The organism is Larkinella harenae, from assembly GCF_054780515.1.
The window spans coordinates 37,138-52,670 of record NZ_BAAGWE010000013.1 but is presented as its reverse complement, the minus strand read 5'-3'; the positions used below and the strand labels follow the sequence as shown (position 1 = coordinate 52,670).

The 15,533-nt window shown below is 48.8% G+C and carries 15 protein-coding genes; 7 read left to right on the top strand and 8 right to left on the bottom strand.

Annotated elements, in window-relative coordinates; all coding sequences use genetic code 11:
- Positions 1 to 37: 37 nt before the first annotated feature.
- Positions 38 to 223, bottom strand: coding sequence for a hypothetical protein (locus ACYVH9_RS29220; protein WP_460639991.1), 186 nt, complete (start codon positions 221 to 223; stop codon positions 38 to 40).
- A 283-nt stretch (positions 224 to 506) separates the two neighbouring features.
- Between ACYVH9_RS29220 and ACYVH9_RS29215 the strand changes: the two genes are divergently transcribed.
- Positions 507 to 1,073 carry a DJ-1/PfpI family protein gene (locus tag ACYVH9_RS29215; RefSeq protein ID WP_460639990.1) on the top strand — a complete coding sequence of 189 codons (567 nt, stop codon included), beginning with the start codon at positions 507 to 509 and terminating at the stop codon, positions 1,071 to 1,073.
- Positions 1,074 to 1,329: 256 nt separating this feature from the next.
- Here the strand turns inward: ACYVH9_RS29215 and ACYVH9_RS29210 are convergent, their stop codons facing one another.
- The 3 genes from ACYVH9_RS29210 to ACYVH9_RS29200 all read right to left on the bottom strand — a co-directional run bounded on the left by ACYVH9_RS29210 (position 1,330) and on the right by ACYVH9_RS29200 (position 3,813).
- Entirely contained in the window at positions 1,330 to 1,953 is a 624-nt protein-coding gene (locus tag ACYVH9_RS29210; protein WP_460639989.1) for a DNA alkylation repair protein, read from the bottom strand.
- A 165-nt stretch (positions 1,954 to 2,118) separates the two neighbouring features.
- Positions 2,119 to 2,979, bottom strand: a complete 861-nt coding sequence (locus tag ACYVH9_RS29205) for a helix-turn-helix domain-containing protein (RefSeq protein ID WP_460639988.1) — start codon at positions 2,977 to 2,979, stop codon at positions 2,119 to 2,121.
- Positions 2,980 to 3,030: 51 nt separating this feature from the next.
- Positions 3,031 to 3,813, bottom strand: a complete 783-nt coding sequence (locus tag ACYVH9_RS29200; RefSeq protein ID WP_460639987.1) for a hypothetical protein — start codon at positions 3,811 to 3,813, stop codon at positions 3,031 to 3,033.
- A gap of 791 nt (positions 3,814 to 4,604) precedes the next feature.
- Here ACYVH9_RS29200 and ACYVH9_RS29195 point away from each other — a divergent pair.
- A complete protein-coding gene (locus ACYVH9_RS29195; protein ID WP_460639986.1) occupies positions 4,605 to 5,510 on the top strand; it encodes an alpha/beta fold hydrolase in 906 nt (301 codons plus the stop codon).
- Between the two features lie 207 nt (positions 5,511 to 5,717).
- On the opposite strand, the gene ACYVH9_RS29190 is transcribed toward ACYVH9_RS29195, so the two are convergent.
- Positions 5,718 to 6,461 (bottom strand): lysostaphin resistance A-like protein, encoded by a 744-nt coding sequence (locus ACYVH9_RS29190; RefSeq protein ID WP_460639985.1) that lies wholly within the window; start codon positions 6,459 to 6,461, stop codon positions 5,718 to 5,720.
- A gap of 488 nt (positions 6,462 to 6,949) precedes the next feature.
- Between ACYVH9_RS29190 and ACYVH9_RS29185 the strand changes: the two genes are divergently transcribed.
- Positions 6,950 to 8,083, top strand: coding sequence for an acyltransferase family protein (locus ACYVH9_RS29185; protein WP_460639984.1), 1,134 nt, complete (start codon positions 6,950 to 6,952; stop codon positions 8,081 to 8,083).
- A gap of 289 nt (positions 8,084 to 8,372) precedes the next feature.
- Here the strand turns inward: ACYVH9_RS29185 and ACYVH9_RS29180 are convergent, their stop codons facing one another.
- Complete coding sequence (locus ACYVH9_RS29180) at positions 8,373 to 10,826, bottom strand: TonB-dependent receptor (protein WP_460639983.1); 2,454 nt, start codon at positions 10,824 to 10,826, stop codon at positions 8,373 to 8,375.
- A 132-nt stretch (positions 10,827 to 10,958) separates the two neighbouring features.
- On the opposite strand from ACYVH9_RS29180, the gene ACYVH9_RS29175 reads away from it, so the two are divergent.
- Positions 10,959 to 11,798 (top strand): AraC family transcriptional regulator, encoded by an 840-nt coding sequence (locus tag ACYVH9_RS29175; RefSeq protein WP_460639982.1) that lies wholly within the window; start codon positions 10,959 to 10,961, stop codon positions 11,796 to 11,798.
- Positions 11,799 to 11,919: 121 nt separating this feature from the next.
- Here ACYVH9_RS29175 and ACYVH9_RS29170 read toward each other — a convergent pair whose 3' ends face one another.
- The gene (locus ACYVH9_RS29170; RefSeq protein ID WP_460639981.1) at positions 11,920 to 12,465 is read right to left on the bottom strand and encodes an NAD(P)H-dependent oxidoreductase; all 546 of its coding nucleotides are present in this window, start codon (positions 12,463 to 12,465) and stop codon (positions 11,920 to 11,922) included.
- Positions 12,466 to 12,578: 113 nt separating this feature from the next.
- On the opposite strand from ACYVH9_RS29170, the gene ACYVH9_RS29165 reads away from it, so the two are divergent.
- Positions 12,579 to 12,944 (top strand): winged helix-turn-helix transcriptional regulator, encoded by a 366-nt coding sequence (locus ACYVH9_RS29165; protein WP_460639980.1) that lies wholly within the window; start codon positions 12,579 to 12,581, stop codon positions 12,942 to 12,944.
- Between the two features lie 621 nt (positions 12,945 to 13,565).
- Here the strand turns inward: ACYVH9_RS29165 and ACYVH9_RS29160 are convergent.
- Positions 13,566 to 13,964 carry a response regulator gene (locus ACYVH9_RS29160; protein WP_460639979.1) on the bottom strand — a complete coding sequence of 133 codons (399 nt, stop codon included), beginning with the start codon at positions 13,962 to 13,964 and terminating at the stop codon, positions 13,566 to 13,568.
- A gap of 193 nt (positions 13,965 to 14,157) precedes the next feature.
- Between ACYVH9_RS29160 and ACYVH9_RS29155 the strand changes: the two genes are divergently transcribed.
- Both ACYVH9_RS29155 and ACYVH9_RS29150 read left to right on the top strand, forming a co-directional pair.
- Positions 14,158 to 14,592: a response regulator gene (locus ACYVH9_RS29155; RefSeq protein WP_460639978.1), complete on the top strand. Its 435-nt coding sequence runs from the start codon at positions 14,158 to 14,160 to the stop codon at positions 14,590 to 14,592.
- A gap of 362 nt (positions 14,593 to 14,954) precedes the next feature.
- The gene (locus ACYVH9_RS29150; RefSeq protein ID WP_460639977.1) at positions 14,955 to 15,356 is read left to right on the top strand and encodes a response regulator; all 402 of its coding nucleotides are present in this window, start codon (positions 14,955 to 14,957) and stop codon (positions 15,354 to 15,356) included.
- The last annotated feature ends 177 nt before the right edge of the window (positions 15,357 to 15,533 follow it).

The following is a 15,533-nucleotide window of genomic DNA, read 5'->3' as shown; positions in this document are numbered from 1 at the left end:
AACATTCTCGTACAAACAATTACGAAAAACGCTTCGATCACTCGGGCCATCGCTCTAAGCCAGCCGCAATCCGTAAGGCTCGTTGAACATCCTCCCAATAGTAGCCAGTATCATAGTCGTTCGAAATGGAATCGCATATATTCAGAAAATTACTGGCAGCCTCCACGCGCTGTTTCTGAACCAGGATTGGATCGGGCGGAGGAGGGAGTTGATCTGTATCCATGGACAGTAGGTTAAGCAACAAAAGCCATAAAAAAGCCCCGTCACGAAACCTGATGGGGCTTGAAAGAAAACATAATACCTTAACAACGCCTGCTTCAGAGAATTATTGTGCAGCCTGAAACGGAAAGGGAATTATTTTGCACTTTTTTTCAGCATTACTTTAGCTATTCCGATAATTGCTTCTAAAAAATTTAATCAGAATTTTTAGGGTAGGCAGGCGTCCGGTCGAATTTAGCAGCGAAGAATAGCTATATTACCCCCTCATACTCTAAATCCTGCATTTCATGGACCGCAAAATATTGATCGTCACCGGTGACGGGGGCGAAAGTTACGAAACCCTTTATGCCGTTCACCGTTTTCAGGAAGAAGGTGACATGGCTGTAATTGCTGCCCCCAATAAACGCCGACTTAACCTGGTGATGCACGATTTTGAACCCGGTTGGGATACGTATATTGAGCGGCCCGGCTATTGTCTGGCTGCTGACCTGACGATAGAGGAGGTACTTGTAGACGACTATGATGCGATTCTACTGCTGGGCGGCCGCGCCCCTGAGTACCTACGCAATCATGCTTCCCTGTTAGAGGTAGTCCGCGAGTTTAACCGGCAGGGCAAATGGATTTTTGCCATCTGTCATGGTATCCAGATTTTAGTCACAGCCGGATTGGCGAAAAATCGAAACGTAACCGCTTACGAGCATGTGCGAACCGAAATTGAGGCAGGGGGTGGTACCTATGCTACCCAACAGGCCGTTCGCGACAAAAACATAGTAACAGGACAGACTTGGCAATCACACCCCGAGTTTTATCGCGAAGTCTTTGCCTGTCTCAAAAATACGGAACTTGTGAAATAATAGAGGCCGAATCCGTAAGCCTGCTATTGCTGTTTTGTGAGCCCCTCGGTACGGGGGGCACAAACAAATGCGCAAAACAGATACCGAACGGAACGGCGGAAAACCGGAGACCATCAAACCATTCAGGTCAGCTTTGAAAAGCAAACGTTCATCAATTCACCCGACATACGACGTGATAAATCCGTTGATTTGAATGCCAAGTGCGGGAAGTCAGCTCATTCATGGCTCTGATCGTACTTCTGTCTGTCAACTTCCACTACGAAACATCCCGTTTCCGTGCTTTGGGAAATACTAACTTTTTAGTGAAGGCAATGCGTTTGTCGGTTAAATCCCAATGAAGAATTTCGTTCTCTACCAATGATTGATGCTTCTTGCTTATGTCACGAAGCGCATTGCCTACCGATTTACGAACATAGTCACTTTCGCTCGCTTTAAGGGTTGCAATAAGCGCAATGGCAACTTGGGGATGCTGTTCAAAATAGGGGCGCGAAGTCCAGATGCGCAATCCTTCCACGGCCGCCCGGTTTAAATAAGGATTTTCATCCTGAAGCCAATTTTTGATTTCGTTCAATGACTTTTCATAGCCAAGGCGACTGCAATAAAAATCAAAAGCTTTCGCCAGCATTTCCTGCACCCGCCAGTTGGGGTCAGCCGCTACGGTAAACTTTAATTCGTCCAAGGCCCTTTCATTTTGCGGAGCGATCTGGCCTAGTAGAAATGTACCGAGCATGCGTGCCTGGTAAGTTTCATCCTTCAGTAGCTTGGAGGCTATTTCAAGTACATCCATTGGATTCTCTTTCAGCAAGTTTTTGCCAGCTTCTTCAATGTGCTTAAAACCGTGCTCGGTTTTTTGGAGTTGGGTAATTAATTCGTTTAGCATACGCCTGAGTCGAAACGTTTTTTAAAGTCCGGTGAGCGCTTTTTCAACATCGGTTTATCCGAAGAACGTAGCATCGATTACTTGCCGTTCTTCAAATCGCCCTTGACAAGCCCCATTCGTTGGACTTTTCCATGGTGATGGTACGATGGTGGGTCAAATGGGAATTTAGCTATTGTTTTCTGCCAGAAAAGCGGCCCTAAAGTTCGACGGGGACTCTCCCGTTTTTGCCTGAAAGAGTCTGCTAAAATACGCCGGATCATGATAGCCAAGGTCATAGGCAATCTCCTTTGCGGTAAGGGAAGTATGGACCAACAGCCGTTTGGCCTCCAGGATTATTCGGTCTTTGATTACCTCATTTGGCTGAGGCAGCCGTAGGCGGTTAAACTTGTGGGTGATGGTTTTTGGGGACATGCACAACAAATCCGCATAATCCGCGACGGTATGTTTGGATTTATAATGCGCATCCACCAGACGGGTGAATAGCCGGAAAAATTCCAGGTCACTTTGCTGTTCGGTCACTGCCGTGCTCAAATGCTGTTTCTTCCAGGAGCGGGTCGCTCTGATCAGCAGTTGTTTGAGGTAGGTCCGGACCATTTCTTCCAGGGAACTGTCGTTGAGCTGGAATTCCAGGAGCATTTCCTTGAATAAGGTCCTGATAGACGTCATCTCCTCTTCGGATGCTTCTACTTTGGGCATGTTCCGGATGTTGTTGAACAACAGGCCGTCACAGGCCACCTCCTGATCATGGATTTGAATGCAGTAGAAGTCGCGGTTGTAGAAAATGAAGTAGCCGCCTTCAGCCCCCGATTCTTCAATTTTCAGGTATTGGTTCGGGCTAATAAAGAAAAGGGCCGGGCGCCGGGTTTCATAAACCGAAAAATCTACGCGGAGCTTGTAGCCCGCAGTCAGAAACAGAACTTTGATATACGGCTTGTAATCCGGGCCGTTAATCGGTTCGACCTGATCTTGACTGACAGGGAGTAACCCAAACGTTTTTAATTTGCTCTCAAACAGATTCTTACGCATGACTTTATACGTTTAGGAAGCGTTCGTACGGAGAACAGAAAGCACGGAACTTCATTTCGCGTAGAAGACGGTCAGTTGGTTCAATCGCTGTTGCACAAGCCCGTTACGCATGGGTTCGAATTTGGCCTGTTCCACGCCGTCTTTCGTAACAACCACATAGAAGGGCTGCTTCAACCGGTTGGTTAGGTGATAAATAGTGGCAAGCTCAGCGATATCCTCAAACCAGGCTGCCGTGGCATATAACGAGGGGTACGGCGTCTGGGCGAGCTTTCGATAAACGTCCGGGGCCAGGCTGATTGGCATAGCCTGACCGCTTCGAAAACGAGTTTTTTCCAGCAGGGAATCCAGGTATTTATCGTCGGGCACGTTCATCGTACGCCAAATATCTTTTGTAAATGGAGTCGGTTCAACGATGGAATGTTTGTCAGAAGCGTGGGGAGTGATCGCCATCACGGCGTCGACAATGTGCGTAGCCTCGTGCAACAGCACGTAAATGACGGCATCCAGGTTTCCCCCTTCAACCCGGAGGGAATACGCAGCCTCATCGGACGGTTTGAAGCACGTATTTTCCTTCTTCGATGCCCATTCAGAGATGGTCTCGTCCAATAAGCCCGCCCGAAAAGTAATATTAAAGAGCTTCGGTACATCGGCTGAATCGACAGGAGACGTTAATGCCGTGTTCGGCATATTATCCATAAAGCTGATGCTGTGCAAATGCTGTTTCAAAATTCGCTGATGGACAGGGGGCAACAGGGTAAATGCCCGTTGTACTTTTTCTTTTTGAGCCGTTGTCAGCTTGTGATTAACGGGCTTCATTCCAGCTTCGCGGAACATTTTAAAAACATTTTCAGGGGCCACGCGTACCCGTTGAGACGGGTCAACAGTGTCCGAAGAATTTAACGGTTGCGCCGAAGTAGCCACTGAAAAAAGCAGCAGCAGCAACGCTGAGAGGGTTAGTATACACCCTGATTTTCCAATCATACGTGCGGTCATTATGGAAGTGTGTTATGGTTTCGCAGGATGTTTCGTCAAGAAATACTCATTTTACCGGAACAATTCCTGCGAAAGTAAGCGCTCAATATTTATCCTGAATAGGATGATCCTTCATCGGAAACAAAGGCTTCTTCGGTGAAGTACGCTGCAAATTCCGAACTGTCCAAATGATTCTGCGCCTTTATGAAGCCTACCGCCAACCCGTAGGCACCGGGATTTTTCCATAACGGCTTCGGATTTAAGCCATTTTACCCCACGAAGGAGGACGGCACGCTTTTGTCCTCGGTACCCCGGGAACCTCAGCATTTCCCGGCAACTTTCATACTTTTTCCATCTCCCACTGCACGCCCGGCGGAGCCGTATCGCCTGGGTTGATCAGCCAGCGTCCAATTTTTTTGGCTATGGTTCTGTTGGGGGCACGGTGCCACCACCCTTTCATTGGCTGCAAAAATTGGAAGTTCGGAATCGGACAAGCATTGCCACCGCCAAGCCGTAGACCGGCCAGGGAAAAATGTACATGGGGCTTTGCCTTTTATCCATTCTTTCCTGCGGCTTCTGAGGCCAACTTTGCATTATCAAATTCAAGCACACGTAGCTAACTAAACATCGTTTAAACTAAACTTGCTATTCACATGAAAACGATTGCACTGACCATCGGATTTATCCTGACCTTCTTCCAAAGTCAAGTTGGACACGCCCAGACCCGCAAACCGGCATCGGCTGGACGAGAGGAGTACATTGAAGTAGAAAAAAACGTTAAACTGCACGTCGTCGACCTGGGAGAAGGACAGCCGATTGTACTCATCCACGGTTGGCCCTTAAACAATGCCATGTATGAATACCAATACCAGTACCTGGTTGAAAAAGGATTCCGGGTAATTGGAATATCCCTTCGCGGTTTTGGTAAATCCGACAGGCCTTACGGAAAATACGATTTCGACACCTTCTCCGACGATATCAAGGTGGTGTTGGAAAAACTGAAAATCGAGAAGGCCGTACTGGGGGGCTTTTCCATGGGAAGTGCCGTAACGATCCACTATGTGACAAAGTATAACGGTGCGCACATTAGCAAGCTGGCGTTGTTTGGCGCATCGGGTCCATCGTGGAAAAAACGGGACGGCTATCCGTATGGTGTATCTGACCAGGATGCGGCCTCGCTGATTCAACAGACAAAAACGAACCGGCAAGCCTTGGTGGCCGGTTTCGGAAAAGGATTTGCTGGCCGGGAAGGGGGATTATCTCAGGAGTCTATCAAATGGCTTGAAAGCATCAACCTTGACGCATCACCGTACGCGACGACGCAATCCATTGCTGCGTTGCGCGACCTTGACCTGCGTCCCCAACTGGGTAAGATCAACATGCCCGTCGCGATTTTCCACGGTGTAAACGACAAATTATGTGATTTCGCTCAGGCACAACAACTGCATCAGAGCATCAAGGGCTCTTACCTGGTTAAATTTGAAAACAGCGGGCACGCGCTGTTTTTGGAGGAAATGGATAAATTCAACGCCGAGCTAGAAAAATTTGCAAGGAGCTAAGCGGAAGGTGGTCCCGGTGAAACAGCTAATCGCTTCACCGGGGCCACTTTGCCATATTCCATTGTTAAACACCATCCTGGTAGCGGCATTCGAAAAGATCATGACCCTAGTTCAGGGTTTTCTGCGTTGTTAGAGCTCCAACCTGCTGTATACCCCTAACCTGCGTAAGCTCCAACCCATACCGAAAAGGCAATGAGCAACAAGCAGTCATAACCAGTAAAAAATACAGTACGTCATTCCCAAATTAAAGGCCGAATGACAGCAGATGGCCCCGGCAATCGAACCTGAATACGTTTTACAAAAAAAGAACAGCCTGCTTACCAGAAACATGCTCAGTACCCAGGCGAAAGCGGGTAGGGGAAAGAAACGCCATTGGTTATCGACAAACACAAGGCCAAAGTGGGATAGATGGGTGATGGCAAATGCGGAACTATCGACAAGGGATGCTTTTTTATCCCCTATTGAGTTGGCAAAGCTTGCGTGGACAATTCCTCTAAAAAACAACTCTTCACCGACCGGACTAAACAGCATACTGGTTCCTGCCACAACGGCAAACAGGATTGTCTTAGCGGGCGGTTCGATTCGTTCTGGTATTTTGTAGGACCTTCCAATGTACGTATACCAATTTTCATCGGTATTCCCATATAGGATATGGCCTGCATAGTACAGGAGTATACTGAAAATAAGGCCTGCCAGAAACGCTACTAAAAGTCCGCCATACCGCCTGGGTTTCGCGAGTCCCGCTTTTTGACGTCCAGACCGGGACAGGAATACAAACGGGCAAATGGCGGAAAAAACCATGATCACCCCGATTAAACTGTAATTACCCGTTGAATTTGCCTTCAAGACAAGTATAAACCGGGGGACACAAATGATAAGAAGTAAAAAAAGACCGAGTTGCCAGTTGAGTGAAAAGTATCTATTCCAAAACGGCCTTAATTCGTTCGTCATCGTGGTCAGCTTAATGGGATTGTGTCTTTCTTCAGCCTGGTAAACCAATGATTCTGCGGGCTTCCCGGCTTCAGGTGAAGGGGGCGCTAATCAGTATAGGCGTGTTGGGGCTGTTATAAAAGTCCGAAGGTACAAAAAGTGCAATCCGTTCCTTAACTTACAAGCGCATCGCTGCGACCCATCCACTAAAAAGCAACCGGATTGCGAGGAAGATAGGGTCGGCGTACTAAGGCGGAGGTCCTGCCAGCTGTAGTTAAAAAGAGGCCATTGGTAACAAAAGACCCTGAGGGCCATCTTGGCACTCGGTTATTGCTATTTTTGGAATTGGATCCGAAGCAACGGTGCACGTAGGGATGCACCTGCTGAACAAGGACTCAGAGAAGGGGCCAGGCGGGCGGTACGAATGGTTGGTGTTCGGATTATAGCTAACCGCCTGGGCAACCCTTTCCAGGCGAGCTCCAGCACTCGATTTTGTAACTTTACTGTCAATGTCAAAAAACAACACCTCTGCCGCCTTTGCAGATACAAAACCGCATTACCTCATCCTGGATGGATTACGGGGCGTGGCGGCATTAACCGTTGTATGTTTTCACGTATTTGAAGCCTTTGCAACCAGTCATTTAGACCAAAAAATCAATCACGGTTATTTGGCAGTTGATTTCTTTTTTATCCTGTCTGGGTTCGTGGTCGGCTACGCGTACGATGATCGGTGGGATACGATGACCATCAACGATTTTGTCAAACGTCGATTGATTCGCCTCCATCCTATGGTAGTGATTGGAGCTCTTATCGGAGCGGCCGTGTTTTACTTTCAAGGGTGCGCTGCTTGGGATGTTTCAACCGTATCGGTGACGAGGCTATGGGTAGCTACCCTGATAAATGCCTGTCTGATTCCGGCTACGCCTGGTTTTGAAATTCGGGGCGTGGGTGAAATGTTCCCGCTCAATGGCCCTACCTGGTCTTTATTTTTTGAATACATTGGTACTTTCCTCTATGCTTTCTTTATCCGAAAGCTTCCAACCACCGCTCTTTCGGTATTCGTGTTCCTAACCGGCTGTGGACTTGCTGCCTTTGCGATTTGGGGACCCTACGGCGATCTATGCGTTGGATTTTCGCTGACGGGAGACAATATACTCGGCGGTGCTTTGCGGCTGTTATTTTCATTTTCGGCCGGATTGCTGCTGTCTCGCGCGTTCAAACCCGTCTCTGTAAAGGGGTCTTTTTGGATCGGTAGCCTGGCTATCGTTACGGTATCCGCCATACCCCGAATCGGTGGTAGCGACCAGCTATGGCTGAACGGTATATACGACACGTTCTGTGTGGCTGTTATCTTTCCGCTGCTTGTGTTTTTGGGCGCATCCGGAAAAGAAAGGGACCAAACCACGACCCGGATTTGCAAATTTTTAGGGGACATTTCTTATCCCTTGTATATGGTCCATTACCCCTTTATTTATCTTTATTATGCCTGGGTTAAAAATGAAAACCTCACCTTCGAACAATCTTTGCCCGGTGCTTTGGCGCTTGTGATTGGTTCAGTCATTCTGGCTTATGGATGCTTAAAACAATATGATGAACCTGTCCGTAAGTTTTTCACGAAACGCCTTTTACGTGTGCCAAAATGATCACTACGGAAGCCAGCTTGTTAACTGATTCGGTGTGCCGAATCAGTAGTATTAGCGCGATGTGAACAAAGGAAGATGGGTACAACCCTGCCCGGGCCGAACCATTAGTGCGGTGCTTGGACGAAGCTTTTGGCTTCAAGAGGTAAACTCAATGTATATCAGGATCAGGCCCTTGTCGAACTCGCTCAAACGGAACACTAACCCTTATCAGATTGATTGCTTGGGCTGGATTATCTTAAATCGATTTATAGAAATTAAATTCTGATGGCTGTTTGTTTACATGAATCCTTCAAAATTCGTTCTCCCCAAACTCACTGGCGGGTAGTTTTGTGGCCTTGGTACGTTGGCGGAATGAATAACTGATCGTGAGCAGTACCACGTCCCGTTCCTGGATGTAATTAGTGGTCGTGTAAAAATCGGCTCCCCGGGTGGTGATTCGCTGCTCGTTACTGGGGAGCCAGCCCAGCCCAATCTGTTGCCATTGCACCATGGCTGTAAGGCGGTTCTGAATGAAACTCTTCCGGATGGACAAATTCGGTACGAAAAAGCGGGAGTCTTCTCCCTGCGCAGTAATTCGTTGGGAGAGGTAGTTCAGGTTAGCTTGAATGACCCAGGTGGGCCAGGGTTGCAGGCTGGTATTGGCATTGATGGAGTACGTCCAGGCCTGGTTGCTAAACACCACGGACTGCCCAAACAACTGCCCGCCGATCGTCGACCGGTAAACGGTTCCGCCTACGTACAGTTTCCAGCCTTTTGTGATGGCCAGGTTCGCGCTTAGTTCCAGCCCCAGCCGTTGGGCCCGGCCCGCGTTCGTATAAATTCGATTCAGAATCGTATCGGCATAAACCTTGTTAACCCGGTTGATCACATGCTGGGTGTTTTGGTGATAAAGCGTAGCCTGCCAGGTACTGCCGCCCAGAGTCCGTGTGGCGCTCAACTCACTCAGGTCGACGAATTCGGGTCGCAAAGCCGGGTCGCCCTGTTCGAGCGTTTCCGAGTGTTCCCGCTCGGGCAGCGGATTGAGCGCCAGGTTGCTCGTCCGTTGTACACGGCGGCTGTAGCTCAGCCGAAATTGCCAAGCATCCTTGGGCCGGTAGACGAGGTTCAGCGAAGGGAACAGGTTGGTAAGCAGCAAGGTATAGGACTGCTCCTGGGGGCGGATAGTGACCTGCCGACGGGATGGTTCAAACCGCAGCCCCGCCGTATATTCCCAAGTACGGGATTTGCGGCTAAACTGACTATACAGGCTGTGAATTTGATTCGTGATACGGGCCTGACCGGTAAAGTCACCAATCACCAGCTGCGGGGCACCCGGGCCATCCTGATTGATATACCGATAAGCGCCCTGGTCGTGTTGCAGGCGGTACTGGTAGCCGGCTTCGAGCCGACCACCGGCCAGGGGCCAGGAGGCATCAACTGTTGCCCGCAGGTTCTTGATCGGTCGATCCGTGGTGGTAAAAGTATATTGCAGGGTATCGCGGCTGTCGGTTTGTCGGGCATTGAGGTTGCGGGTGAAACCGTCCAGGTAATCATACTCGTATAGGACCCCAGCGCTGAGGGTTGCTTTGTTGACGAAGGTATGGGAGTGATCCAGATAGGCCGTAAAAAACTGCCCGCGCTTGCGGACCAAGTTCGCGTTGAAGTAATCAATCTGTCCAATCAATGCACCGGTTTGCCGGTCAGTCGTCCGGTTATGATACACCAGATCCGCGATCCGGTCTTCCGTCCGACGCCCATAATACAAACCGGCCGACCAGGTATTGGCTTTGTCAGGCGTAAAGCTCACCGCCAGCCGGTTGGTCACGGTATACCGGTCGAAGCTTCGCTCGCCAACGCTGGGAAAACGGGTCATTCGATTGCCGCGAACCGTATAGACGTCGCCTTCCCGTCGGCCGGCTAGGTCGCTGCGCAGGTAGGCCGTGCTGAAGGTCCAGTCCCAGCGAGCAGTGCGGTAACCGAGCGAAGCATCCGCGCTGTAGCGAATTGGGGGCCGGGCATTGGTAAAGTCATTCAAACTGGGCAGGCCGCCCTGGGCATTGACCAGTGCGGACCAGCCCAGATCGGCCCCGGGTTGGGTGGTAATGGCGATGATGCCGGCCTTGCCGTCCGGATCATACCGGGCCGAGGGCGTAGTAATCACATCGATCGACTCCACCGTGTTGGCGGGTAGTTGATTCAATAAGGTGCCTAAATTGGCCTGGACGGGTTTTCCATTTAGAAGCACCAGAAAACCGTTGGCTCCCCGCTGGGTCACTTCCCCCTCGGCATTGACGCTAATACCCGGCAAGTTTCGCAACAAATCAGTTGCCGTTCCGCCCACCGCCGAGCCGAATTGGGCTGCCCGGTAAGTCTGCCGGTCGGCTTTGACGCGTACGTCGGCCTTTTGCCCCGTCACCACCACCTCGGTTAACTGGTTTTTAGTGGGCTCCACAAGCAATGTTCCCAGGTTGAGCGACTGGTTACGGCTGAGGGTGACCGGAACGAGAGTCGGTTTGTAGCCGATGAAAAAGGTTTTGAGCTGATAGGAGCCAGGTGGCACCTGGATCAGATGAAAAACGCCCATTGAATCCGTTAGACTGCCCGTTACGGCGACTGAATCCGAGGGCCGGTAAAGGACCACGCTGGCAAAGGGAATGGGTTTGGTTGTTGCTCCATCGACCAGTAGTCCCCGGAGTTCTGTCTGTCCAAAAGTTCCACGGCCCAGGCCGAAAAGTATGATCAGGAAGGCAAATCGGATCGTCATTACAAGTAGGTAGCCGCGAAAACGGGTAGGCCACAAAAGTATTTTGTCCAACCCAGATCCCGGTGGTCAGATTTTGCCTATTTTGGTATTTTTGAAACAACGCTAGACCTGATAATCACTTTTTATCAATTCATGACTACAACAGCGTCAAATGGCTTCGGGGTAAAGAATAAGCTGGAAAACGAACATATATTCAAATTATCGCGCTTCAAAGAGGTCATCAAGCGAACCCATCCCCACAAGCACGATGGTTATTTTGAATTAATTATCTTGCTGGATGGGGCAGGATTTCATTGGGTAGATACCAAATTGCTGCCGATCAAACCGCCCATGGCTTTTTTTCTCTCGCCCGGGCAAGTGCACTGCTGGCAATTAACGGCGGTTCCGAAAGGATTTGTAATCATGTTTCGAAGGGACTTTATCGATCCCATGCACAGCACCGATTTGTATTTATTGGTCCAGCAACTCGAGCAAAAACGGGAAATTTACTTGCCCGATCCCTCCCCGGTTACCGAACAGCTTCTGGCCTTGGACAAAGCGTATCAAGCTTCCTCTCCGCATCAAATGGTCGTTTTGCGGGCATTGATGCAACTACTACTGGCTCGTCTGCTGGAGATCGATCAACAGGCCTTCGAAGCCCCTAAAACCGGGGAACTACTATTTCGACGGTTTATCCAGCTCCTGCGGCAACCTAGTCCTCTGGAACACCGCGTTTTTCATTACGCGAACACATTGGGCGTGACGCCCCAGCACTTAAACACAATTTGTCGGCGGGTCCACGGAAAATCAGCCAGCGATCTCATTGGTGAACAGATTCTACTGGAAAGCAAGCGCTATCTGCTGCATACGGATCTGAATGTTACAGAAGTGGCGGAGCAGCTCGGCTTTTCCGATGCTTCGCATTTTGTGAAATATTTTAAAAAAATGGCAGGCCACACGCCGTCTTCCTTTCGAAGACTGAATGGGTTCTAGACGGCTCTTGCCCCCATTTTCCAGATTGAGCAAAATAACGGGTACTGATCTCAATCACCGTTTCGGCGGGGAGGCTGCGGTCAAAATCACAACGGTTTGGGAAGGTATAGAAAATTACCAATTAGGGTAACGTTTCGAGTTGGGCGATTAGCCGTTGCGCATGCTCTCTTGCTTTTCGCTCCACATCCTGCTGGGTATAGCCAGCTGCTAAAGAGGTGCCGTGAAAATAGATGGGCTCCAGGTAATTCATCTGCGCATAATAGGCGGTTTGCTCCAGGTTTTTACAAAACTCCTGTATTCGGAAATGATGGGCCCCGAGCGTTTTGTATTCGTCTGCTGGAGCGCCTACCGTGAAACTCGGTACAAAGTTCTTGTTCTTCAGTTTGTCGCCTTTAGAGCCATACGCAAATTGGTACTCAAAAACCACATCAAACCAATGCTTAAGGATTGCGGGCATGTTATACCAGTAAAAAGGATATTGAAAAACAATCGTTTCGTGGTCCAGTAAGGCCGCTTGTTCGGCTTTGCTATCAATGGCGTAAGATGGGTACAAGCTAGTTAGGTTCCGTACGACGATACTAAGCTTACTTTTTATGACCTCGTCAATAATGGTTTTATTGGCTAGTGATTGATCAAAGGATGGGTGAGCTAAAATGAGAAGGGCCATATGGGTTCTATCGCTTTAGTGGTGACTATAATAATTATAGTTGCAAAACTATTGATAGTTATTAGCTTTGTAAATACCTATCGATTGCGATAGGTATTTACAAAGCGACTGAAATGAAAAAAGAATGCATAGGTGACGCGGTAAGGCTAAATGGGAAATCGTATCCCTGCACGGTAAGTCTCGCCATGGATTTGGTCGGCGGCAAGTGGAAAGCGGTTATCCTTTACCACCTGAAAGATGGGCAAAAGCGGTATAACGAACTTCGGAAGGAAATGCCGGACATTACGGAAATGACCCTGAGTTTGCAGTTAAAGCAATTGGAGAAGGACGGTTTGGTAGCCAGGCAGGTAGTCGGCGAAAAGCCACCCATTAAAGTGATTTACTCGTTAACGAGCTTGGGAAAAACGTTTGTTCCCGTTCTGGAAGCCCTCACCCAATGGGGGAATGATCTGGCTACCACAAAAGGAGAGTTTAGCTAACAGGTAAGGCCAGACACAATTTCCCCTGGAATTGGCCTACTGTCTACTTCCGGGCTCGTTTTCTTCGTATTGGTCCATGATCGGGAGGAGGATGACGAGAACCTTCGTTTCGACTGATCCTGCGACTACCTTTTTCGGCTCATTGGTGGGCCAAAGCCTTCATTCATCAACGGGTCCTCGTCAATCGCAAGAAACACCCCCCCTAACTGCATCAATCTTTGCGGCAGAAGTGTGTAGAAAGTCGGTACAAGTTGGGGTAAGAAATCACCAATACGCACTTTCTATCTTTCAGTGCACTTCATGTAATACTTTGATTATTAGTGGTTTAATTATAAATGACGTTTTTGGCATTATTTAGGTATATTATAATACCGACGGTTAATCAAACTCCAGTAATTCGCTGCTCAGGCGGCCTAACGATAGATCTTACACACTTCACTCAACGTTATTGAAAACGACGAAAAGCTCGGCCACAACCGAGCTTTTCGTTTGTATAGCACAAGTCGGCTAGTCGGTGGCGCAAGTTTCGTAACCGTATCGTGACGATGAATGTATCGCTTTTGTCAGCTCATCACGCATCCATGGTTAATGAGTGTCTCAGCCAGGTAGCGACGTTGGTCGTTAGGATTCCAAAAACTTTTGGCGTAGCAAGATCATCAACTGGCTATATTCCTGCAGCAGAAAGGGCTTGGTTACAAATCCATTGGCACCCAGTTGGTGAGCCCGTTGCCGATCGTCGGGCTGGCTGGAGGTAGTCAGGATCACGACCGGCAGTGAATCGTACGCTGGAATGTCGCGAATCTGGGCTAAGGCTTCGAACCCTCCCATAAAGGGCATGTTCAAATCCAATAGCACCAGGGCTGGTAACTGGGTAGAGTCCTCCAATGCATCCAGCAACTGCTGGCCGTTGCTGAGCATTTTCAACTCACAACCTGGACTATGTTGCCCGAAAGCTTGTTGAAGTAAGAATTGATCATCTTCGTCATCATCGACCACATACACACAGGAGTTTTTCAGCACAGCAATTCTAGCGATATTGTTGAGAAGGTTGCAGTCGGTATAACCTTTGGAGTGGGAAGAAAATTCCCCACAATCGACAAAATGAAATTAGAATTCGGTTAAACTTAACACGCCCTAAAAGTGAAAAACCGATAAAACATTTGGGTAAACACCCAGTTAGATGTAAAAAACGAAAACCTACCCGAAAGTCAGTATGGAAATAAATGGTCCGATTGTTTTTATCGATGATGACGAAGACGATTATGAATTATTAGCTCCAATCCTTCAGGAGATTGCTCCCCACAGTCCGGTCATCGTTTTTACACAGGGTGAAAAAGCAATTGAGTATTTACGTACCACCGAAGATCGTCCCTTTTTAATCATCTCGGAAGTATCCCTGCACACAACCAGCGGTCTGGATATCCGTCGTCAGATCGAGCAAGATTCGGTCCTGCGCAAGCGTTCCATTCCGTTTATCTTCTTTACCCACCCGGTTCACCGAAAATTGGTGGAAGAAGCTTATGATTTAACCATTCAGGGCTTTTTTGAGAAAAAGAGTACCATTCAGGAAATCAGGAGCCAACTTGAGGCTATTGTTGCCTACTGGTCCAACTGCCTGCATCCCAATCGCTTTGATGCACAGGAATAATAAAGATTCAAACCAACGCCAATGGGAAAAGCAAAACCCCGGTATCACCGGGGTTTTGTCTTTTTGCTGTGTATGTATTCTTTCTAACTTTCTCTGCTTTCCAAAAGTATCGGTTTTTTGACGGTAACCTAGCCCATTCAGGCAAACTTTTGACCGAACTCTCACTTTATTGCCAAATTGGGAGTAGGTTGTCTGGATTCGTTTGACTGAATCGTTCAAAACACTAGTTTTAATCCGGGTATTCATTCGCTCAAATACACCTTAGTTTCGTTCATCCCGGACCTGCTAAGTTGGTGACAGGATGGCCATTCGAACGTAAACGTGTATTAAACTACCTGGCTGTCCCTGTGGCAGCATTCTCCATGAACCGCAAGCCGCGCATTCTCATTGCCGATGATAAAGCCATCTGGCGTATGCTTATTACGCTTCAACTAACCAAAGCGGGTTACCACGTATTCACGGCCAATGATGGGGTCGATGCGCTGAAATGGATTAACTCCCCAGACCTGCGCCCGGACCTGGTGCTGCTGGATTTACTCATGCCCCGCCTGAGTGGTATGGATGTACTGCGCTTATTGGCTTCATCCCCCCAACGCCCCCCAATTATTCTGATGTCAGCCGCTGAGCAGCTCATTACCCGGCAGGGCGTCCGCGAAGCCTTACCCGATCTTTTCATCGGGAAGCCGTTCACCGAACAAGTCCTGTTGGCGGGAATTCAACGGTTTTTGCCGGAACAAATAACCGTTAGTTCTTCGGTTAATTAATAAGCCCGAATCAGGGCTGTTTTCAACGGCCTATTGCTTGGATTCGTTTGACCTGCCGAAACCAGGCGAGGGTCCAAGTTGTAGTCGCTCGATGTGGACGCCGGTGATTGTGACGGCTGGACCTTCCTGCTTACAGGCCGGTTTAAGTAGGATTGTATAAAAGTGGTTCTGCCTGAT